The organism is Sediminibacillus massiliensis (genome assembly GCF_900156915.1).
GTDB classification, from domain to species: Bacteria; Bacillota; Bacilli; order Bacillales; family Amphibacillaceae; genus Sediminibacillus_A; species Sediminibacillus_A massiliensis.
Genome location: NZ_LT732535.1, coordinates 822,627 through 843,202, shown reverse-complemented (window position 1 = coordinate 843,202; position 20,576 = coordinate 822,627). Strand labels below are relative to the sequence as shown.

The following is a 20,576-nucleotide window of genomic DNA, read 5'->3' as shown; positions in this document are numbered from 1 at the left end:
TACATTGATAGCAAACCGTATACAGGAGGGATGGTATGAACAATACGAGACAGGATGCCTGGAGCCAAGATGAAGATGTGCTTCTGGCTGAAACCGTTTTGCGATATATAAGAGATGGGAAGACCCAATTGGAAGCCTTCAAGGAAGTGGCCAATCGCTTGTCCAGGACCCCGGCGGCTTGCGGATTCAGATGGAATGCAGCAATTAGGAAGCAATATCAAAAGGCTATTGAACTTGCAAAAAAAGATAGAAAGCAAGGAGACACTCTGGAGACGTATATGCCTGTGAAGGATAGCGGAGAAGGGGAAGTCACCCTGGATGCTGCTATCTCTTTATTGGAAAAAATGAGGACTAATTACAATTCCATTAATAGTCGGGATTCTAGCGAGGAAGAACTGGAAAAACTGATCGAGGAAAACAAAATCCTAAAAAGCAGGCTGAAGAGGTACCAAGAAGCTTGGAGGGAAATAGGTGTGCTTTGGAAATGGGTGGAGACCCCATCTAGTGATAAACAAACCGTCGATAAATAATCATTGAAGAAGTCGTCAGAATGATCTGCGTGTCCCTGTGTCTCTGCGGGAAAGCGATAAAGATCATAAGACGACTTTTTTATGGTATCTATTCGTCAGGAAGCATTTTGTTCAGCGACACCAGGCGGCGTCCAAATCAGTGGGTTTTCTCCAAGATCCCTTTCCATGTCATACTTTGCTTTCTGAAACCCCATTTTCTCCCAAAACTCATGGGAATTAATTCTGGGATTAGTCTTGATAGGCATTTGATATTGTTTGGCGAATTCTACTAATGCAGTACCGTATCCCTTTTCCCTGTAATCCGGCAACACTTCCAACTTCCATAATTCAAGATAATCTTGGGGAGGATCGAAGTATTTATCGTACTTGGCGGATATTTTATACAAGCTCATCCTTGCTACTAAAGCGTTCCCATAATAAATGCCGAAAAAAGGAGATTCGCTGTCATTCTCAATAATGTTACTTTGTAAGTCTTCCCACATCGATAATTCCTGGTTTCCGTATTCTTTGAATCTGGTGAACATCTCTAATGTCTTGTAATTGACTAACAATCTTTCCACTTTTATCGAGTCCACATTGATTACCCCTTTCCCTACGAACGAAGATTGATCAAAATTTGAAAAGGCATGCTGCTAATAATTAAATGCATATTCTGGCCTGCTGGAAGATAACTTGATTTTTATAAAGGTTTTTCTTCTTTTTCATGCCTCTTCGCAATATTCGGTTATTTCTCTGTACCTTTATTATAATACAAAAATTTTCAGAATGAAATGAATTGCAAATTTATTAAGTTTGAGACGAGTTTAGACAGAAAATTCACCTATTGTTTGCTACAATAAGCAGAGGATGTTTTGAATAGAAGGTGAAATGTAATGGACATAGGGATTATCGGCGGAGGTGCTGTCGGTCTTTTGACAGCCGCTTATTTCGCAAAGGAAAATCACAGGGTCACTATTTACGTAAACAGAGAATCTCAAATGACTCTTATTAGAAAACAAGGAATTATCTTATTACCTCTTCAAGAGAGTTTTTATATAGAAGCAAGATTAGTCAGTGAATTGAAAAGAGAAGATTTATTGTTTATTGGCGTCAAACAATATCATTTAGAAGAGGTATTTCCTGTTCTCCAAGAGAAAAGTGGAGCACCGCTTGTATTTATGCAGAATGGAATGGGACATATACCGCTTATTTCCGGGTTGGATGTTCCACAGGCCATTTTGACAGCTGTAACAGAACACGGGGCTGTTAAAATGGCTGATAACAAAGTGGAACATACCGGGATGGGGAACATGAAAATGGCTGTCGTAAAAGGGGAGTTGAAGAACGAAAGAGACGTTCAATCGGCACTCGACAGGGACTGGTTCCCTGTTGAAATAGTAGAAAGTTGGTTTAGTATAATGGCTGAAAAACTAGTTGTTAATGCAGTAATCAATCCACTGACCGCCATCTTTCAAGTAGAAAATGGCATGATCCTCACGAATCCGCACCTGGCTGTTTTGGCAAAGCGTCTTTGTGCGGAAGCGTCCGGTGTATTGGGACTTGATGAGAAAAAACAATGGATAAGAGTTTTGGAGATAATTGAAAAAACCGGTGCTAACCATTCTTCGATGAAAAAAGATATCCAACTTGGAAGAAAAACGGAAATAGATGGTATATCCGGGTATCTTCTTTCACAGTCATCAGTTTATTTGCCATATACTACATTTGCTTATCAGAGTGTCAAAGCCTTGGAGAGTAAAGGAGAAAGGGGATAAAAGTAATTGATAGAAATAATAGCCTACTTAACGGGTGTTATCGTAACCGTGCCTGTTGTCATCACTTTCCTCATTTATTTCTCATCTGCAAAATTGTTCAGAAATAAGTGGAAGGCAATCCATACTACGGTTAATTATTCTACATTGATTTATATTATTTCAGTCGGCACACTGCTTCAGGTAATTACTGGAAGGTCCTATTTTGGTTATATATTTGTATTATTGATTGTATTGCTTGCCGCCTCGGTATTCATTCAGTGGAAAACAAAGGAAGAAATCATCTTCCGGCACGCATGGAAAGTGTTTTGGCGTTTCAGCTTCCTGTTGTTTTTCGCTGTTTATTTCGGTCTTGTTTTTTTAGGCTTGGCGAAAGCTTTGATTGATATATAAACAAAAAAAGTGAATTTAGAAAGGGAATTATGTAAAATACGATATAGTAAGCAAAGTGGCTGGTATCACCGGTCATTCTACGTCAATTACTTTGAAAAGGAGCAGTTATTAGATGCGGATTGACCCGATAAATCTTAATACTCAAAGCCGGCTCATGGCTGGTTACCGCAATGGAGACAAATATATCCACCAAAAATTCGACTATAATCCTTTCGATTCCGATACATATTCTAAAAGGGTCTCTGATTTAAACAAACGTGTTTATGATCGTGCTGGCCTGGCAGCTGTTCTGGAAGAGGCAAATAAAAAATGGCATGCGCCCGATTCTACGATGGCGAACATTGACAGACTGAGGAATCCCGACAGTGTCGTTGTTATCGGTGGACAACAGGCGGGGTTACTGACAGGACCTTTATATACCATACATAAGATGATTTCCATTATTAACTTCGCTCATGAACAAGAGAAGCAGTTGCAAATACCTGTAGTTCCGGTTTTCTGGATTGCGGGGGAAGATCATGACTTCGCGGAAATAAACCATATTATGGCCGAAGATTCCTCCAATATGAAAAAAATCAAAATTGATCATAATGTGGTGGAAAAAAAATCAGTTTCCGACCTTGAAATGGATAAGGAGGCTGGTTACAAATGGTTAAAGCGAGTTTTCCAACGCCAGACAGAAACAGAATATACGCGCAGTCTGTTAGAGGAATTGGAAGCACTATTGGAACAATCTGTTACCTATGTAGATTTTTTTGCCAGAATAACGTTCCGGCTACTTGACGGGCATGGGCTTGTACTGATCGATTCTGGAGATCCCAATCTCCGGAAATTAGAGGGTGAGCATTTTGTCAAAATGATTGAACAACAACCGATTATTAGCAGCGGTGTTAATCGTTCACTAAACGATAGCAATGGGAATGGCTATCCAATTGCCATGGACGCGGAAGAAGATGCCGGCCATATATTTTATCATATAGATGGAGAAAGAGTTCTATTGTTCAAAGATACCGATGGCCTTTGGAAAGGGAAACAGGGCGAGTGTGAATTCACTACAGAGGAATTGATAGACATCGCAAGAAATACTCCGGAAAAACTGAGCAACAATGTGGTGACAAGGCCATTGATGCAGGAGTTTTTGTTCCCTACACTCGCATTCATTGCAGGCCCTGGTGAAGTTGGATACTGGTCCGTGTTAAAAACAGCTTTCCATGCTTTGACCCTGCTAATGCCCCCTGTATTGCCGAGGTTGTCGTTGACGCTGATTGACCGTCAGTTGGAGAAAAGGATGGAGAAATTGTCCATCACCGCAACGGATGCTGTGGGGAAGGGCGTCGATACCGAAAAAATCAATTGGCTGTCCTCCCAAATGTCACCACCGATAAAGGAAATAGCCGATCAGTTGAAAAAGACGGTCGAAGTGGCTCACAAACCTTTACGGAAAGCTGCCGCAGATATAAGTGATGATTTGGACGATGTGGCAGAAAAGAATTTAGCTTATCTATTCAATGACATTGATTACCTGGAGCGCAGAGTTTTTAAGGCATTACAAGCAAAACACAGCAAAACAATCAGCGATTATGATCACATTCAATTAATGCTTCACCCAGAGGGCGGATTACAGGAACGGAGCTGGAATGTCCTGGCATGGATAAACCGGTATGGCAGAGGCTTCTTGGATGAACTGATTGAATACGACTACGATTATCAAAAAGAGCATTACGCCGCTTTTTTATAATTGCGGCATATACCACCCACTTTCCTCCACTTCGGGGAATGGTGAATAGCAAACACTTGGCCGGACTCATGTCCGCCAAGTGTTTTTTTATTTATTGGTTTAATGCAAGAAACGACAGGGAAGGGCCACTGAGCAAAGTATCTTGATGAAAGCCGTCACCGACAGACTTAAAACTTTTGTCCAAACATGCAATTCCAGTGAAAAATTTTACGAAAAAAATGAGTGGTGAATAGTGGGGGATTGTGGTAGGATGAAAATAGAAAGTGGGGGCGGACTATATGTTTATGGGGGAATTCCAACATAATATTGATACAAAAGGCCGCATAATAGTCCCTGCAAAATTCAGAGATGGATTGGGAGACAATTTTGTACTGACCCGTGGGTTGGATCAATGTTTGTTTGCATACCCGGAAAACGAATGGCGCCTCCTCGAAGAAAAATTGAAAAAGCTGCCACTGACAAAGAAAGACGCTCGTGCCTTCACAAGATTTTTTTTCTCAGGAGCAGTTGAATGTGAAATAGATAAACAGGGAAGGATAAACATCCCGGCACCATTGAGGAAATATGCAGAACTAGATAAGGAATGCGTGGTCATCGGTGTATCCAACAGAATTGAATTCTGGGCAGGAAACAAGTGGGAAACATATGTAGAAGAGTCAGAAGAATCATTTGCGGAGATAGCCGAGAATATGATGGATTTTGATATCTAAAAAATAGCAATGAATGATGTTAAAGCAGGTGAAAAAATGTTTGAGCACGTTAGTGTTTTAAAACGGGAAGCTGTCGACGGATTGAACATACATGCTGAGGGTACATATGTTGACTGTACTTTAGGCGGTGGTGGCCATTCAGAATTGATAGCCCGGCAGCTTGGTCCCGGAGGCAAGTTGATAGCTTTTGATCAAGACGAAAATGCCTTGGCGGCAGCAAAAGAAAAATTGACAGATTACAGCGATCGAGTGGTATATGTCCATTCAAATTTCCGAAACCTTAAAGAACAATTAGAGAAGATAGGGGTTAAGGAAGTAGATGGTGTTTTGTTTGATTTAGGGGTTTCCTCTCCACAGCTTGATCAGGCAGACAGGGGATTCAGTTACCATAACGATGCACCACTTGATATGCGAATGGATCAAAATCAAGACTTTACTGCTTACGAAGTGGTGAATCACTGGTCATATCAACAGCTTGTCAAAATTTTTTACAGATATGGTGAAGAGAATTTTTCCAAACAGATTGCCAGAAAGATTGAAGAGAGAAGAGAAATAACACCGATTGAAACAACTTTCGAGCTAGTGGAGATCATAAAAGAAGCGATTCCTGCTCCTGCAAGGAGAAAAGGAGGGCATCCAGGTAAGAGGGTATTTCAAGCAATCAGAATCGCCGTAAACGATGAATTGAATGCTTTCGACGAAGCGCTCCATCAAGCAGCAGAAGTGTTATCAATAGACGGAAGGCTTTCTGTTATTACTTTTCACTCCCTTGAAGACAGGCTTTGTAAACAAGCTTTCAAAAAGTGGAGCAGTACTCCGCCTTTGCCGAAGAATATCCCGATTATCCCTGAAGAGAGTAAGCCTCCATTCAGGCAAATAAATAGAAAACCAATTCTTCCAGACGATAATGAGCTAGAGACAAATCGAAGAGCAAGATCTGCAAAACTCAGAATTTTAGAGAAAATAAAACCTTGGAATCAAAATTTCAAGTATCAAGAAGGGTGGAATAAGAGATGAGTTCAGCACCAGTAAAAAATTGGCAACAAAGTTGGGAACAGACCCACGGAAGTCCGGAAAAGAAAAAACAAGTAAAAGTCAAGATACATAAAAAAAGATGGGTTACAACTGGAGAAAAAATCCTGTATACTTTGTTTAGTGGTGTGATGGTCGTTGGATTGTATTTCACCGTATCTTTCAGTAACACAACGGACTCTTTAAACAGGGATCTCCAATCACTTGAGCAGAATGTTGACAAGCAGCAGGAAATCAATAGCAATCTCGAATATAAAGTGGAAGAGTTGAGCAATCCCGATCGAATTCTTGATATAGCGAAAGATAATGGGTTGAAAATCCAAAACGCCGAAGTAAAACAAGCCACAAAGATTTCCAATTGAATAAAGGTGGAGAGGTGACGTGAAGAAGAATAAGACAACACATGTCATGGCAACGGTGTTCATGCTAGTCTTCATCGCAGTATTTTTAGTAATAACAGGACGGTTTCTTTATATTCAAGGTACCGGAGAGGTAGAAGGCATTTCATTACAACAGTGGGCCGACGAAAAACGGACAAACAGTTATACCGTTAAAGCTGAAAGAGGCAAAATCCTCGACAGGAATGGCATGGTTTTGGCTTATGATCGGGCTACATACCGACTATCAGCTGTTGTAGATGAAAGTTATTCAGAGGGCCTTGAAGCTCCTAAACATGTCAAAGACATAAAAGAAACTGCAGAAAAGTTATCTCCCCTTTTAAATATGGATGTTTCTGAAATAACATCCATTCTTGAAGAAGGGAGAGAAAAAGATCTATTTCAAGTCGAATTCGGGGCAAACGGAAAAGAATTAAGCCAGGAGACAAAGGAAGAAATTGAGGCTTTGGATTTGCCCGGTATTAATTTCACACAACAAACGAAACGATATTATCCGAATGGTATGTTCGCTTCTCATATAATTGGACTGGCCCAAAGCGGTGAAGAAGGAATATCGGGAATGAACGGAATCGAAAGACAGTTAAACGACGTCCTGTCCGGGACTGATGGACATATTTCCTATAAAAGGGATAACTATAATACAAAATTGCTGAACCCTGATGAGGTCGTCAAAAAAGCCGATAATGGAGAAGATGTCTTTCTGACGATTGATCAGAAGATTCAAACCCTGTTGGAAGATTCCATGTCTGAAGTACAAGAACAATATAACCCCGAGCGGATTTCTGCTATTGTAATGGATCCGAAAACAGGAGAAATACTAGCAATGGGGAATCGGCCAAGCTACAATCCAAATGATCTTGGAGAGGTTCAAAATTGGTACAATGATGCTGTGTCGAATCCGTTCGAACCAGGCTCTACCATGAAAATATTCACATTGGCAGCTGCCATAGAGGAAGGTGTATTCAACCCGGATGAATTCTATCAATCTGGCAAATATCAGAACGACGATATGAATACTGCCATCCATGACCATAAACCAAGCGGATGGGGTTCCATCAGTTTTCTGGAAGGTATTCAAAGATCTTCAAACGTAGCAGCAGCAAAATTGGTTTATGAAAAAATCGGGGCCGACAAATTCCTGGATTATTTAAAAGATTTCGATTTCGATAAGAAGACAGGCATAGACTTACCGAATGAACAAGCCGGCAGGATTCTGTACGACTGGCCAATCGAAAAAGTCACTGCTTCATACGGACAGGGGACTACCGTAACCCTTATCCAACAAATGCAGGCGGCTTCAGCAATCGCCAACAATGGACAAATGCTTCAACCTTATGTTATCTCCAAAGTCGTCGACTCCGAGTCGGGGGAAGTTCTTGAAGAGAAACAACCTGAAACGAAAGGGAAGCCAGTATCTGAAGAGACGGCAAAAGAAGTAAGAGATATCCTTGAAACAGTTATTACATCGGAAAATGGCACAGGTCACGGAATCTATGATTTGAATGACTATTCGGTTGCGGGCAAAACCGGCACAGCACAAATACCTAATCCGAATGGTGGAGGCTACATGACAGGCTCGGAAAATCACATTTTTTCCTTTTTGGGCATGGCTCCCAAGGAGGACCCGCAGTTAATGATGATTGTATCTGTAAAACAGCCCGAATTAAAAGTAGGGGAACACGGATCTGCGCCTGTATCTTTTATCTTTAAGAATGTCATGGAGAATGGCTTGCATTATCTTAATATCGAGCCGGATCAGGATAGTGAACATGAAGTGAAAACGATAAACATTCCGGATGTCGAATCCATGTCATCGAAAAAAGCAAAACAAGAGTTGGAATCGCTCGGCCTTCAAGTAACCCAGATTGGCAAGGGGAAAGAAGTGAAATCGGTTAGTGGTGATGCTGATCATGAATTCCTGCCGAACGAAAGAGTGTTGTTGGTTACTGATGAACCAACCATGCCGGATATCAGCGGCTGGTCTGTCAGGGATGTTTTAAGACTAGCAGATTTATTGAAGCTGGATGTAGAAACGATGGGGAACGGTTTTGCAAAGAAACAAAGCATAAAAGTCGGGACTGCCCTGAAAGGGGAAGAATACTTGGTTGTTGAATTCAGTCCACCTTCCTCTTCTGGAGTTCGTGAAAAAGACGAAAAGCCTGATTCAGACCAGGAGGAACAAAACGAAACGGTTGAATAACGCAGGTATGTAGCGGAAAAGCAGTGTTCTATCTGTTTTCTCATTTTCATATATTGGATACAAGCAAACCTTTGTAAGTTAGGAGAGGTTCTATGAAGCGCGTATCCAATGTTACGATGAGAAAACGTTTAGTCACTGTTTTTCTTTTGGGAATTTTAATATTTGCGATTATTGATATTCGCCTTGGTTATGTCCAATTCGTGCTGGGAGAATGGTTGATGGAAGAAGCCAAAGAATCTTGGAGCCGTGACATTACTTTCGAACCTGAACGCGGAAAAATATTGGACAAGAATGGCGAAGTGCTGGCTGAAAATGTGTCTGCTCCTACAGTCATGGTCGTTCCCCGTCAAGTAAAAGAACCAGAAAAAGCAGCTAAGTACCTGGCTGAAATTCTGGGGATGGAGGAGGAAGATGCTTTTAATGAAGTAACCAAAAATGAGAATATCGTAAGGATTCATCCTGAGGGCAGAAAAATCTCAGAAGATAAGGCTGAAGCCATCAGGACACTTGGATTGGATGGTGTCTATATTGCCGAGGACTCTAAGAGGCATTATCCAAATGGTGACTATTTATCCCATGTATTAGGATTCAGTGGAATAGATAACCAGGGGTTAATGGGCTTGGAATTGTATTATAACGATTTTCTGAGCGGAACCAAAGGAAGTCTGTCCTATTTTTCCGATGCGAAAGGTCAGAGAATGCCTAATTTAGCAGATGTTTATAAAGCACCAGTCGATGGAAACAACATGAAATTGAGCATTGACACTCGTGTGCAGACAATAATTGAACGGGAATTGGATTTAGCCGTTTCGAAATATAATCCGGACGGGGCTTTAGCGATCGCTGTCGATCCCAAAACAGGGGGAGTATTAGGTATGTCTTCACGCCCGAACTTCGATCCTGAAAATTATCAGCAAACGGAAGCCTCCATATATAACCGGAACCTTCCAATCTGGAGTACGTATGAGCCGGGTTCGACCTTCAAAATCATCACCCTCGCTGCAGCGCTTGAAGAAAAAGTGGTCGACCTGCATGAGGATGAGTTTCATGATGGGGGTTCAGTGAAAGTCGGCGGCGCAACCCTTCATTGCTGGAAGCGGGGAGGCCATGGGCATCAGACTTTCTTGGAAGTTGTCCAAAATTCATGTAACCCCGGCTTCATTGCATTGGGAGAAAAACTAGGGAAAGATAAATTGTTCTCCTATATCGATAATTTTGGATTCGGTCAAAAAACAGGGATAGACTTGCAGGGCGAAGGAAGAGGGATACTTTTTAAACCCGAAAACGTGGGGCCTGTCGAATTAGCTACAACAGCTTTTGGGCAGGGTGTATCTGTTACGCCTATTCAACAAGTTATGGCAGTTGCAGCCGCTGTCAATGGCGGGTATTTATATGAACCCTATCTGGCAGAGGAATGGATCGACAGCAAAACGAATGAAGTGTTGAAAAAAACGGAACCCACATTGGTTCGAAAAGTTATATCCAATGATACTTCCAAGCAAATCAGGGAAGCACTTGAGAGTGTAGTGGCAAAGGGGACAGGTAGGAGTGCTTACGTCGAGGGTTATCGCGTCGGCGGTAAAACGGGAACTGCCCAAAAGGTCGGAGAAGATGGGAAATACATGAGCAATAACCATATTGTTTCTTTTATAGGCTTTGCCCCTGCTGACGATCCAGAAATCGTCGTTTATGTCGCAGTAGATAATCCCAAAAACACCGTCCAATTCGGAGGGGTTGTGGCCGCTCCCATTGTAGGCAATATCATTGGTGACAGCTTAATGGCTTTGGGAGTCGAAAAAAGAAAAGATGGTCTGGAAAAAGAATATCAATGGCCTGATACACCATTGGTAGAAGTTCCTGATTTGATTGGTTTGAATAAGAAAGATTTGACGGAGTATATGGTGAACCTTTCCATCGAAGCAAATGGTTCCGGTCAATATATTATTGATCAGGCTCCTGCAGCTGGATCAAAAGTTGCAGAAGGCGAGACGGTCAGAATATACCTGGCAGACAAAAAACCAGATGAAAATTAATCCCAGAATCGTGCCAGGAAAAAAGTTCTGTTATAATAAGGTGGAACTTCTTTGGAATGATGTTTACTCCTATCAGAAGGCTTCTCATTTTGCTGGAAAACGGCGTTTTGTTTTTTTAGGAATTATACATTTCCAGATATGTTCCACTGAAGCGGCAAAACAAAAGATTAAATTGAAAGATTAAAACATATACTTTCGGGTAACACATATTTGTATGGTTTATTGGCCGGTGTGATTATGGTAATTTAAAGAGCGGAAAGTAAGGATGTGTAGCTAGTGAAATTAAGTCAAATTGCCGAGGCTTTGCACATTTATACATCTATACCCCAAAATCTTGGTCATACTGATATTACCGGACTTCAAATGGATTCGAGAAATATAAAAAAAGGGGACCTTTTCATATGCATAAACGGGTTGACTGCAGACGGCCATGATTTTGCACGGCAGGCCGAAGAAAAAGGCGCTGCAGCGATTGTTGCTGAAAAACCTCTTGACGTACGGATTCCGGTTATTATGGTTCGCGATACTGTAAGGGCTATGGCAATCCTATCCAATAAATTTTTTGACTACCCAACAGATAAACTCCGACTTATCGGCGTTACAGGTACAAACGGCAAAACATCTGTGACATATCTGCTTGAATCGATTATGCGTGAACACAGGCACAAACTTGGGCTTATTGGAACAATCCAGATGAAAATAGATAACCAGTGCTTCAATGTGAAGAATACTACACCTGATTCACTCTTCCTTCAGAAAAGTTTTCATAAAATGGTTGAAAGACAAATAGATACAGCGATCATGGAAGTTTCATCCCATGCTTTATCGATGGGAAGGGTATTTGGCTGTGATTTCAATATTGCTGTGTACACTAACTTGTCCCAGGATCATTTAGACTATCATACTTCGATGGAGGATTATTTTCGTGCAAAAAGCCTGTTGTTTTCCCAATTGGGAAACAGTTATGATTCTATAGAGCCAAAGTTTGCAGTAATAAATCTGGATGATCATTATAGTCAACGGTTGATGAATAGTACTTCCCAACCGGTTATTACCTATGGTATTTATTCGGAAGCCGATGTGGTGGCTTCAAATATAAGGTTGGGAGCCGAAGGAGTAAAGTTCACATTACGATACGTTAGGGAAGAATTAAAAATTTCGAGCAGGCTGATGGGGAAATTCAGCATCTACAATATGCTGGCAGCCGCATCAGCTGCTATATGTGCCGGAGTTCCTTTACATACTATCAAGAAAGCTCTTGAGAAAACGAATGGAATCAGCGGAAGGTTTGAACCAGTAACAGAAGGCCAGGCATTTGGCGTCATCGTTGATTATGCCCACACACCGGATTCCTTGGAAAACGTGTTAATGACAATTCAATCGTTTGCTAAGGGACGCGTGATCGTAGTGATAGGATGCGGTGGGGACAGAGACAGGTCAAAACGGCCATTAATGGGAAAAGTGGCATCCAAGCTATCTGATTTAGCCATTTTCACCTCTGACAATCCAAGAACCGAGAAACCGGCCGCCATTCTGGAAGATATGATTCAGGGGCTTGACCGTGACAATTTCCTGGTGGTTGAAGACCGCAGATCGGCGATAATTAAAGCGATAAATCATGCACAAGAAGAGGATATTGTCCTGATTGCAGGAAAAGGACATGAGACTTATCAGCTGGTAAATGGAAATATCATTGATTTCGATGATCGGAAAGTCGCCGCTGAGGCGATACAGAAAAAGCTAACTAAGGAGAAATAGAACATGTTATTTTCTACAAATTTTTTAGCAACTATTTTTAAAGATTACAAAGGAGCCGCATTAAACGATATCCCTATTCAGGAAGTAACTACCGATAGTAGGAAAAAGGCAGAAAAGTCTTTGTTTGTGCCGATTAAAGGCGAATCGTTTGATGGTCATGAATTTATCAAGGGGGCTTTTGACAATGGGGCCGTGGCGGCTCTTTGGGCGGAAGGGGTGCCTTTGCCGTCATTTTTGCCAAACGATTTCCCCGTCTTTTTTGTGAAAGACACGATCCAAGGGCTGCAAACACTTGCCCACGAATACAGAAAAAATATCGATCCTGTAGTTATAGGAGTAACCGGCTCAAATGGCAAAACCACTACGAAAGATTTAATTGGCACGGTATTGTCTTCCCACTACCGTACACATCGCACGCAAGGCAACCTGAACAACCATATCGGACTGCCGCTGACTATTCTGTCCATGCCCAGGGAGACGGAAATGCTGGTGTTGGAAATGGGAATGAGCCAATTCAGGGAGATTGAGGTCTTATCAAATATTGCTCTTCCGGATTATGGTGTGATAACCAACATTGGCGAGTCGCATATAGAATATTTAGGTTCAAGGGAAGGTATCGCCCAGGCCAAATCTGAAATACTCGCCGGTATGCAAGCGGATGGTCTATTATTGATAGATGGTGATGAACCATTGCTTGCAAAATTGAAAGAACGGGATAATGTTTTGACTTGCGGCTTCAATACCGATAATGAAGTAGTTGCCAGAGAGCTTCAAATGGGGAAAGAGGACACTACCTTTCTTTTGGGAAGTGAAAGATTCCGATTGAAGATGCTTGGTGAACATAATGTGAAAAATGCATTATTTGCAATCTCAATCGCTGAGAAACTTTCGATACCTAAAGAAAAAGTGAGGAAAGCTTTGGCCAATCTACAGCTGACCGGGATGCGTTTTGAGCTAATTGAAGGCTTGAATGGTGCTACTATCATCAATGATGCCTACAATGCCTCTCCGACTTCAATGAAAGCCTCGATTAATGTAGTGAAAAAGATGACCCCATATGACAGGAAGGTATTGGTTCTGGGTGATATTTTTGAACTCGGTGAAAGGTCAAAAGGTCTTCATCGCGAAGTTGCGGAAGTTATTACCGAAGAAATCGATGTGCTGTTGACTATTGGCCATGATGCTGTCGAAATTTCGAAAGCGGTCAAGGAAAAGGGATTGGACATCGAATTGACTCATTTTAATACAGTGGGTGATTTACAACAATCCATTTCCGGGTTTCTTTCAGAAGGAACGCTTATTCTGCTTAAAGCATCACGGGGCATGAAGCTTGAGCAATTGTTAGAAGAAATGACAAATTAAAAACTGCAAAAAGAGGACGGGTTTTTGTAGCAAAGGAGGAAATAAGAATGAATGAATATGTTTTGTTAGTAACAATGGCTATCGCCTTTTTAATTACCGTCCTGATTTCTCCAGTATTTATTCCTTTTTTAAGAAGATTAAAGTTTGGACAAAGTATTAGAGAAGAAGGACCGCAATCACACATGGCAAAGACCGGAACACCGACGATGGGCGGGGTGATGATACTCTTGAGTGTTGCAGTGACGACACTGATTATGACCAGCAAATTCAATCCAAACCCATTAAGTTATGAAGTGGTATTGCTGCTAATTGTACTTTTGGGATACGGTTTGCTTGGCTTTCTCGATGACTTCATCAAGGTAGCCCTGAAGCGGAATTTAGGTCTTACATCCAAACAAAAAATGGCCGGTCAAATAATCATCGCACTTGTTTTTTATTTTATCTTGAGAGCTAATGATTTTCCCACTTATATTCAAATTCCCGGAACAGACTTTCAATGGGATTTAGGTTGGGGCTATGCCATACTTATTCTTTTTATGCTTGTAGGTGCATCAAACGCAGTCAATTTGACCGATGGCTTAGATGGATTGCTTGCCGGTACAGCAGCGATTGCTTTCGGAGCTTTCGCTATTCTTGCATGGTACGGGACGACGCAATTTGAAGTGACCGTATTTTCGTTAGCTGTTGTCGGAGCATTGTTGGGTTTTCTGGTATTCAATGCCCATCCTGCAAAAGTATTCATGGGAGATACAGGTTCTCTCGCTTTAGGCGGTGCTATAGCTGCTATTGCAATCTTAACTAAATTGGAAATTTTGCTTGTTATTATCGGGGGAGTTTTTGTAATAGAAACCCTGTCGGTGATCATTCAGGTGATTTCATTCAAAACAACTGGCAAGCGTGTCTTCAAGATGAGTCCCCTCCATCATCATTATGAATTGATTGGATGGTCTGAGTGGAGAGTGGTTACGACCTTCTGGCTAGTCGGGATAATTTTTGCAGCACTTGGCATTTATATCGAGGTGTGGACAAATTGAAAACTTTAACAAATTTTCCTTATAATAAAATACTTGTATTGGGTTTGGCGAAAAGCGGGACTGCTGCCGTAAAACTTCTTCTTAATAGTAAAAAAGAGGTAAGGGTCAACGACTATAAAGCGGACGATACCGATCCGGTTGTAAAGGAACTTCGTGAACTGGGGGCAGAGGTTATAACTGGCGGCCACCCTCTTTCGGCCCTTGACGGTATAGACATTATCGTCAAAAACCCTGGAATTCCATATGAGAATGTATTAATCAGCGAAGCTTTATCCAGAAATATTCCTATCATAACAGAAGTGGAACTTGCAGGCAGACTTGCTAACGACTCGATTATAGGAATAACAGGCTCTAATGGAAAAACGACAACTACCACACTCATAAATGAAATGCTGAACAAAAGCGGGCGCAAAGCACAAATCGCCGGGAATATAGGAAATGTTGCATGTGAAGTGGCTCAAACTCTTGAGCCTGAAGAAAGTATGGTGATTGAATTATCATCCTTCCAATTGCTTGGGATTCAAACATTCAAGCCAAAAGTTGCCGTATTATTAAATTTATTTGAAGCGCACTTGGATTACCACAAGAACTTCGAGAATTATAAACAGGCAAAGGGAAATATCCTGGTAAATCAAACCAATGAAGATTTTGTCGTCTACAATGCCGATGATCCTCATATTTCAGAGCTGGCAAACGGTTCAGACGCTGACAAGGTACCGTTCTCCATAAATTCAAAACAGCCGGACGGTGCTTGGGTTGATGAACATCACCTATATTTTAAAGAAGAAAAGATCATTGACTTGCAGGATATCGTTTTGGTAGGTAAGCACAATTTGGAAAACATTTTGGCAGCAGTAAGCGCGGCCAAATTGAGCGGAGCCGATAATAAAGGCATCCAACGTGTTTTGACAAGTTTTTCCGGGGTAAAGCACAGACTCCAGTTTATCGGCAAGATTAATGGCCGTTACTTCTATAACGATTCAAAAGCAACGAATATCCTGGCTACAAGTAAAGCATTATCTTCTTTTGAACAGCCGATTATCCTCTTGGCGGGAGGGTTGGATAGAGGCAACTCTTTTGATGACTTGATTCCTTCTCTAACGCATGTAAAAGCCATGGTATTATTTGGAGAAACTGCGGAAAAATTGCAAAATACTGCTGCAAAAGCAGGAATAGATACAATTGAATATGTCGATAATGTAAAGCAGGCAGCACGTAAGGCATACATGATTTCCGAAGAAAACGATGTTGTATTATTGTCTCCCGCTTGCGCAAGCTGGGATCAATACCGAACTTTTGAGGAAAGAGGAGACATGTTTGTTGAAGCTGTGCATACATTAAAGTAAGGGCTTGTTCACAGACAGGCATGCTACTTTCCCGCGTCAAGGAGGTCACCAAAGGATAGCGTATAATCCGTTTCTATCTTATTGGTGGCCTTTTTAATACATGGAACTGAATTATTTAAGATCGTCGGGAAACGAAAGCAAGAAGGATGATCAAGTGTATTGCAGAATGGGGTGGTGTCTTGGCTAGGAAGTCTGCTAATGCCGGGAAAAACAATCCGGATTTAATGCTCGCCATTGTTATTTTTACGTTGTTGCTTGTTGGGGTAATCATGGTATATAGCGCCTCTGCTATATGGGCTGATTATAAATTCGGTGATTCATTCTTCTTCGTCAAAAGACAGTTGTTATTTGCGATTGCCGGTATTGTCTCCATGTTTTTTATTGTCAATATCCCGTATTTGACCTGGCAGAAGTATGCAAAACCGATTTTATTGATTTGCTTTATCTTGCTTCTGGCTGTTTTAATTCCAGGTGTAGGGATGGTTAGGGGTGGAGCAAGGAGCTGGATCGGTGTCGGAGCCTTCAGCATCCAGCCTTCGGAGTTTATGAAACTCGGCCTGATCATTTATTTGGCATCTTTTTTGACGGCAGGACAGAAGTATATCACTTCATTCAAAAAAGGGTTTTTCCCTTCCATATTGCTGGTATTCGTTGCTTTCGGTTTGATTATGCTTCAGCCGGATTTAGGTACTGGTGTTGTGCTTGTCCTGACCTGTATGGTGATGATTTTTGTATCAGGAGCTAAGATATCCCATTTTGTTGGATTGGGTGTATTGGGGATCGCTGGTTTTTTGGGCCTGATTGTATCTGCTCCTTATCGCATCAACCGTATTACCGCTTTTTTAAATCCATGGGAAGACCCATTGGGGAACGGTTTTCAGATTATCCAGTCCCTGTACGCAATCGGTCCGGGTGGATTGATGGGATTGGGGCTTGGCCAAAGTCTGCAGAAGTTCTTTTATTTGCCTGAACCTCATAACGATTTTATTTTTGCCATTTTGGCAGAAGAGCTTGGCTTTATTGGCGGGACATTCGTCATTCTGTTATTTCTCCTTCTCTTGTGGAGGGGCGTCCGTGTGTCTCTTGCAGCTCCGGACACATTCGGAAGCCTGCTCGGCTTAGGCATAGTCGGAATGATATCGATCCAGATAATGATAAATATCAGTGTAGTAACAGGTTTGATCCCTGTTACTGGTATAACGCTTCCTTTTCTCAGTTATGGGGGTTCATCCCTGACATTGACCCTTTGTTCTGTCGGAATTTTACTCAATATTAGCCGGTATGCCAGACTTTGATCACAGTAAGTTCTCTCGAAGGAGAGAGCTTTTTATTTTTGTTGAAAATTATGATAGAAAGTATGGTCGATTCCCTCACCATAGAGTCTAAATATGATATAATTTTCAGAGATGAATTTGAAAAACGGCATCCAGTATGGCGTTTTTTTCATTACCTTCTTATGGACCGAGAGCAGAAGGACAGGAAAAAGACGAAAAATATAACAAAGGGAAGTATGAAATGAGCGAGAAAAAAGTAGTTTCTATCGAAGAACGTATCCCGAAGCTCAAACACGCAAGGAAGAAAAAAGCGAATAGGAGACTGGTCTTTTATCTTTCTGTCTTTTTTATTTTGATTTCTGTTGTCGTCTACTTACAATCTCCATTGAGCAATATACGGAATGTATCCGTTGAAGGAAACCAATTTGTATCCGATGAAGAATTAAAATCAATAAGCGAACTGGCAAGTGACGATAACTTCTGGAGTGTAGATAAAGAAGCAGTAAAGAACAGAATTGAAGAACACCCTGTCATCGAAGAAGTGGATATTTCCAAGCAGTTTCCTTCCACAATCAGGCTTCAGGTCAAGGAGTACGACCGGGTAGGGTATGTTGAAAATGAGGGAGCCTACTTTCCTGTTCTTGAAAACGGAAAAAGGCTTACCACTAAAACTACCAAAGTAGCCGGAAGTGACGCCCCTATATTGATTGGATTTAATAATGACACATACTTAAAGGAAATGACCAAAGAACTTCAAATACTGCCTGATAGTATTGTCGATTTGATTTCTGAGATTCACTGGAGTCCTTCTGATGAAAACCCATATGTCATCCAACTGTTTATGAATGACGGTTACCAGGTAGATGGTTCGATCAGGAGCTTTTCCGAAAAAATGATGTCATATCCTTCCATTGTTGCACAACTGGATCCTGGTAGTGAGGGCATTATCCATATAGGCGTAGGTGCTTATTTCGAATCTTACGAAGATGGAGCCTCGGAGGGACAGCAGGAAGACGGGGAGAACCAAGATGGGACTGAAGGGTAGGCATGTTGTTTTATCTTTTGTTTTACTGGTTTCCGGATTTTTGATCGCCTTCAGTTATCAACAAACGAAAAGAGAATCCGAAGTCGTACAAATGTCTGATCAACAATGGGAAAAAAATTATTATTACAGACAACAGCTGATTGAAATGGAAGAGAAAAACAAAGAATTGCAAACAGAATTGGCGGACAAGAGGCAAGAAATTCAGAATTTAGAAGTTGAGCTTGGCAGCAATGAGGCCACCCTCAGCGATTATGTTAATAGGAAAAAAGAACTTCAGATGTTTACAGGTGAGTTGCCTGTAACCGGTCCCGGAGTCAACATAACACTAAAAGATGCTGATTATATTCCGTCAGAAGAAAATGCGAATCAATATATTGTTCATGAGCGTCACATTCTCAGAGTGGTAAACGAACTACTTAGTGCGGGCGCAGAAGCTGTTTCCATCAATGGACAGAGAATTTTTAAAGATAGTTATATTTCTTGTGTGGGTCCTGTAATCTCAGTGGATGGCGTCCAGTACTATGCTCCGTTTATTGTCGGGGCTATCGGTGATCAAGATGTGTTGTTTGCAAGTGTCAACATGACGAATGGTCTTATAGATGAACTGACTGGAGACAACATCGAAGTGGAGATTGACAAGGAAGCTGCCATAGAAATGAGTTCCATTCACACGGGAGAAAGGGGATAAAATTTGTATTATAAGCATAAATTTTTGATTTCCCTTGTCTTTTGCTTCGTTGGATTTATGGCAGCGATCCTTTTTGCGTCCAACAGGGAACCAGATGAGCGGGACACGCGCGATCTCTGGGAAGTGAGAACGCAATTACAAGAAGAGCAAAAATTACAACAGCATCTCTATCAGCAATTATCAGAAGCAGAGGAAACAATTGATCAGTATAAAGCCGAGTCAGGTTCCGATAATGTCGAGACATTGAAAGCATCTCTGGAAGATCTTAGAGAAAAAGCCGGCTTGACTGAATTGACCGGGGAAGGGTTAGTAATCGAGATAGCACCTATGTTCTTGGAAAACGAACGCTTTCAGACATATCCGGAGCTGACACCGGAATTGTTGAGCCGTTTATTTAACGAACTTCGAACTTATGGAGCCATCGACATTTCAATCGAAAATGAACGAGTAATCAATAATACTCCTATTCGGTATGTCAATGGAAAAACATATATCAACAACCACCCTCTGCCTTCTGTTCCTCTGGAAATAAAGGTATTTGCAGAAAATCCTCACAGATTGTTAAATTATATGGAAGTGAGTCAGTCTATAGAAGAATTCGCTATTGAAGACCTTCTGATTAACTTAAGCTATCGGGAAGAAATAACCCTGCCGAAGTATGAGGATTCTTTATTGATTGAAACGTTGAAAATTGCAGACACAGATGAAGCAGGTGAACTATAAATGTGGCTTCCCATCCTTTTTTTAATAATGGGAATATGTCTTGGGTTACTCACCGATTTCACAGTTCCCGAAGCATATTCAGATTATTTGTCTATTGCCGTGTTGGCTGCTTTTGATACCCTGTTGGGAGGAATTAGGGCTTATCTGGAAGGGAAATTCGATGAAAAAGTTTTTCTCACTGGCTTTTTCTTCAATGTTATCTTAGCTGCGTTATTAGCCTTTATCGGTGTACAACTCGGTATAGACCTTTATTTGGCGGCGGTCTTCGCATTTGGTGTCCGATTGTTTCAGAATCTTGCCATAATAAGAAGGCACGTTATCGACGGGAGATTCTTTTCGAAGAAAGTCAAAAAATAAATGCAAATTAACAGGAAATCCAGTTTTTTTATAGAATATGCTCTAAAAGCAATCAGTAGGTTTAAGCGGAAGCTTTTGAGGGAATTTGTATTTAGTTGGGAATGGGACAATCCCTTTTCACCCGAATTGCAATTTCTTCAAAAGGCTACTGGCTAATCTGCCGCATTTCCCATATACTTGTATATATTAATGACCAATTCCATG

At 41.3% G+C, this 20,576-nt stretch carries 19 protein-coding genes; 18 read left to right on the top strand and 1 reads right to left on the bottom strand.

Annotated elements, in window-relative coordinates:
• Positions 1 to 35 precede the first annotated feature (35 nt).
• Positions 36 to 530 carry an RsfA family transcriptional regulator gene (locus CZ434_RS05100; RefSeq protein ID WP_077622121.1) on the top strand — a complete coding sequence of 165 codons (495 nt, stop codon included), beginning with the start codon at positions 36 to 38 and terminating at the stop codon, positions 528 to 530.
• Positions 531 to 625: 95 nt separating this feature from the next.
• Here the strand turns inward: CZ434_RS05100 and CZ434_RS05095 are convergent, their stop codons facing one another.
• A complete protein-coding gene (locus CZ434_RS05095; RefSeq protein WP_077622120.1) occupies positions 626 to 1,105 on the bottom strand; it encodes an N-acetyltransferase in 480 nt (159 codons plus the stop codon).
• A gap of 297 nt (positions 1,106 to 1,402) precedes the next feature.
• Between CZ434_RS05095 and CZ434_RS05090 the strand changes: the two genes are divergently transcribed.
• The 17 genes from CZ434_RS05090 to CZ434_RS05000 all read left to right on the top strand — a co-directional run bounded on the left by CZ434_RS05090 (position 1,403) and on the right by CZ434_RS05000 (position 20,372).
• Positions 1,403 to 2,284: a 2-dehydropantoate 2-reductase gene (locus tag CZ434_RS05090; protein ID WP_077622119.1), complete on the top strand. Its 882-nt coding sequence runs from the start codon at positions 1,403 to 1,405 to the stop codon at positions 2,282 to 2,284.
• 6 nt (positions 2,285 to 2,290) lie between these two features.
• Positions 2,291 to 2,674 carry a DUF3397 domain-containing protein gene (locus CZ434_RS05085; RefSeq protein ID WP_077622118.1) on the top strand — a complete coding sequence of 128 codons (384 nt, stop codon included), beginning with the start codon at positions 2,291 to 2,293 and terminating at the stop codon, positions 2,672 to 2,674.
• 112 nt (positions 2,675 to 2,786) lie between these two features.
• The gene (bshC, locus tag CZ434_RS05080) at positions 2,787 to 4,412 is read left to right on the top strand and encodes a bacillithiol biosynthesis cysteine-adding enzyme BshC (RefSeq protein ID WP_077622117.1); all 1,626 of its coding nucleotides are present in this window, start codon (positions 2,787 to 2,789) and stop codon (positions 4,410 to 4,412) included.
• A gap of 278 nt (positions 4,413 to 4,690) precedes the next feature.
• Entirely contained in the window at positions 4,691 to 5,122 is a 432-nt protein-coding gene (mraZ, locus tag CZ434_RS05075) for a division/cell wall cluster transcriptional repressor MraZ (protein ID WP_077622116.1), read from the top strand.
• A gap of 36 nt (positions 5,123 to 5,158) precedes the next feature.
• On the top strand, positions 5,159 to 6,139 hold the full coding sequence (gene rsmH, locus CZ434_RS05070) for a 16S rRNA (cytosine(1402)-N(4))-methyltransferase RsmH (RefSeq protein WP_077625073.1): 981 nt from the start codon (positions 5,159 to 5,161) through the stop codon (positions 6,137 to 6,139).
• Positions 6,136 to 6,516 carry a cell division protein FtsL gene (ftsL, locus tag CZ434_RS05065; RefSeq protein ID WP_077622115.1) on the top strand — a complete coding sequence of 127 codons (381 nt, stop codon included), beginning with the start codon at positions 6,136 to 6,138 and terminating at the stop codon, positions 6,514 to 6,516. Before rsmH ends, ftsL begins: the two co-directional genes overlap by 4 nt.
• A gap of 19 nt (positions 6,517 to 6,535) precedes the next feature.
• Positions 6,536 to 8,752, top strand: coding sequence for a penicillin-binding protein (locus tag CZ434_RS05060; RefSeq protein WP_077622114.1), 2,217 nt, complete (start codon positions 6,536 to 6,538; stop codon positions 8,750 to 8,752).
• Between the two features lie 92 nt (positions 8,753 to 8,844).
• Positions 8,845 to 10,785: a stage V sporulation protein D gene (locus CZ434_RS05055; protein WP_077622113.1), complete on the top strand. Its 1,941-nt coding sequence runs from the start codon at positions 8,845 to 8,847 to the stop codon at positions 10,783 to 10,785.
• 276 nt (positions 10,786 to 11,061) lie between these two features.
• Positions 11,062 to 12,543: a UDP-N-acetylmuramoyl-L-alanyl-D-glutamate--2,6-diaminopimelate ligase gene (locus CZ434_RS05045; protein WP_077622111.1), complete on the top strand. Its 1,482-nt coding sequence runs from the start codon at positions 11,062 to 11,064 to the stop codon at positions 12,541 to 12,543.
• A 3-nt stretch (positions 12,544 to 12,546) separates the two neighbouring features.
• Positions 12,547 to 13,905 (top strand): UDP-N-acetylmuramoyl-tripeptide--D-alanyl-D-alanine ligase, encoded by a 1,359-nt coding sequence (locus CZ434_RS05040; protein WP_077622110.1) that lies wholly within the window; start codon positions 12,547 to 12,549, stop codon positions 13,903 to 13,905.
• A 47-nt stretch (positions 13,906 to 13,952) separates the two neighbouring features.
• Positions 13,953 to 14,939, top strand: coding sequence for a phospho-N-acetylmuramoyl-pentapeptide-transferase (gene mraY, locus CZ434_RS05035; protein ID WP_077622109.1), 987 nt, complete (start codon positions 13,953 to 13,955; stop codon positions 14,937 to 14,939).
• Positions 14,936 to 16,285 carry a UDP-N-acetylmuramoyl-L-alanine--D-glutamate ligase gene (murD, locus tag CZ434_RS05030; RefSeq protein WP_077622108.1) on the top strand — a complete coding sequence of 450 codons (1,350 nt, stop codon included), beginning with the start codon at positions 14,936 to 14,938 and terminating at the stop codon, positions 16,283 to 16,285. Before mraY ends, murD begins: the two co-directional genes overlap by 4 nt.
• Positions 16,286 to 16,431: 146 nt before the next feature.
• The gene (spoVE, locus tag CZ434_RS05025) at positions 16,432 to 17,580 is read left to right on the top strand and encodes a stage V sporulation protein E (RefSeq protein WP_077622107.1); all 1,149 of its coding nucleotides are present in this window, start codon (positions 16,432 to 16,434) and stop codon (positions 17,578 to 17,580) included.
• A gap of 220 nt (positions 17,581 to 17,800) precedes the next feature.
• Entirely contained in the window at positions 17,801 to 18,604 is an 804-nt protein-coding gene (locus CZ434_RS05015) for a cell division protein FtsQ/DivIB (protein WP_077622105.1), read from the top strand.
• The gene (locus tag CZ434_RS05010; RefSeq protein WP_077622104.1) at positions 18,588 to 19,292 is read left to right on the top strand and encodes a DUF881 domain-containing protein; all 705 of its coding nucleotides are present in this window, start codon (positions 18,588 to 18,590) and stop codon (positions 19,290 to 19,292) included. The genes CZ434_RS05015 and CZ434_RS05010 overlap by 17 nt, the downstream gene beginning before the upstream one ends.
• A 3-nt stretch (positions 19,293 to 19,295) precedes the next feature.
• The gene (locus CZ434_RS05005) at positions 19,296 to 20,015 is read left to right on the top strand and encodes a DUF881 domain-containing protein (RefSeq protein WP_077622103.1); all 720 of its coding nucleotides are present in this window, start codon (positions 19,296 to 19,298) and stop codon (positions 20,013 to 20,015) included.
• Entirely contained in the window at positions 20,016 to 20,372 is a 357-nt protein-coding gene (locus tag CZ434_RS05000) for a small basic family protein (RefSeq protein ID WP_077622102.1), read from the top strand.
• The last annotated feature ends 204 nt before the right edge of the window (positions 20,373 to 20,576 follow it).

What these genes read in the sequence shown, in the direction of transcription:
- bshC (WP_077622117.1), top strand. Translation starts at nt 2,787, where the DNA reads ATGCGGATTGACCCGATAAATCTTAATACTCAAAGCCGGCTCATGGCT.
- mraY (WP_077622109.1), top strand. Translation starts at nt 13,953, where the DNA reads ATGAATGAATATGTTTTGTTAGTAACAATGGCTATCGCCTTTTTAATT.
- spoVE (WP_077622107.1), top strand. Translation starts at nt 16,432, where the DNA reads ATGATCAAGTGTATTGCAGAATGGGGTGGTGTCTTGGCTAGGAAGTCT.
- CZ434_RS05010 (WP_077622104.1), top strand. Translation starts at nt 18,588, where the DNA reads ATGGGACTGAAGGGTAGGCATGTTGTTTTATCTTTTGTTTTACTGGTT.
- rsmH (WP_077625073.1), top strand. Translation starts at nt 5,159, where the DNA reads ATGTTTGAGCACGTTAGTGTTTTAAAACGGGAAGCTGTCGACGGATTG.
- CZ434_RS05090 (WP_077622119.1), top strand. Translation starts at nt 1,403, where the DNA reads ATGGACATAGGGATTATCGGCGGAGGTGCTGTCGGTCTTTTGACAGCC.
- CZ434_RS05055 (WP_077622113.1), top strand. Translation starts at nt 8,845, where the DNA reads ATGAAGCGCGTATCCAATGTTACGATGAGAAAACGTTTAGTCACTGTT.
- CZ434_RS05000 (WP_077622102.1), top strand. Translation starts at nt 20,016, where the DNA reads ATGTGGCTTCCCATCCTTTTTTTAATAATGGGAATATGTCTTGGGTTA.
- CZ434_RS05015 (WP_077622105.1), top strand. Translation starts at nt 17,801, where the DNA reads ATGAGCGAGAAAAAAGTAGTTTCTATCGAAGAACGTATCCCGAAGCTC.
- ftsL (WP_077622115.1), top strand. Translation starts at nt 6,136, where the DNA reads ATGAGTTCAGCACCAGTAAAAAATTGGCAACAAAGTTGGGAACAGACC.
- CZ434_RS05040 (WP_077622110.1), top strand. Translation starts at nt 12,547, where the DNA reads ATGTTATTTTCTACAAATTTTTTAGCAACTATTTTTAAAGATTACAAA.
- mraZ (WP_077622116.1), top strand. Translation starts at nt 4,691, where the DNA reads ATGTTTATGGGGGAATTCCAACATAATATTGATACAAAAGGCCGCATA.
- CZ434_RS05100 (WP_077622121.1), top strand. Translation starts at nt 36, where the DNA reads ATGAACAATACGAGACAGGATGCCTGGAGCCAAGATGAAGATGTGCTT.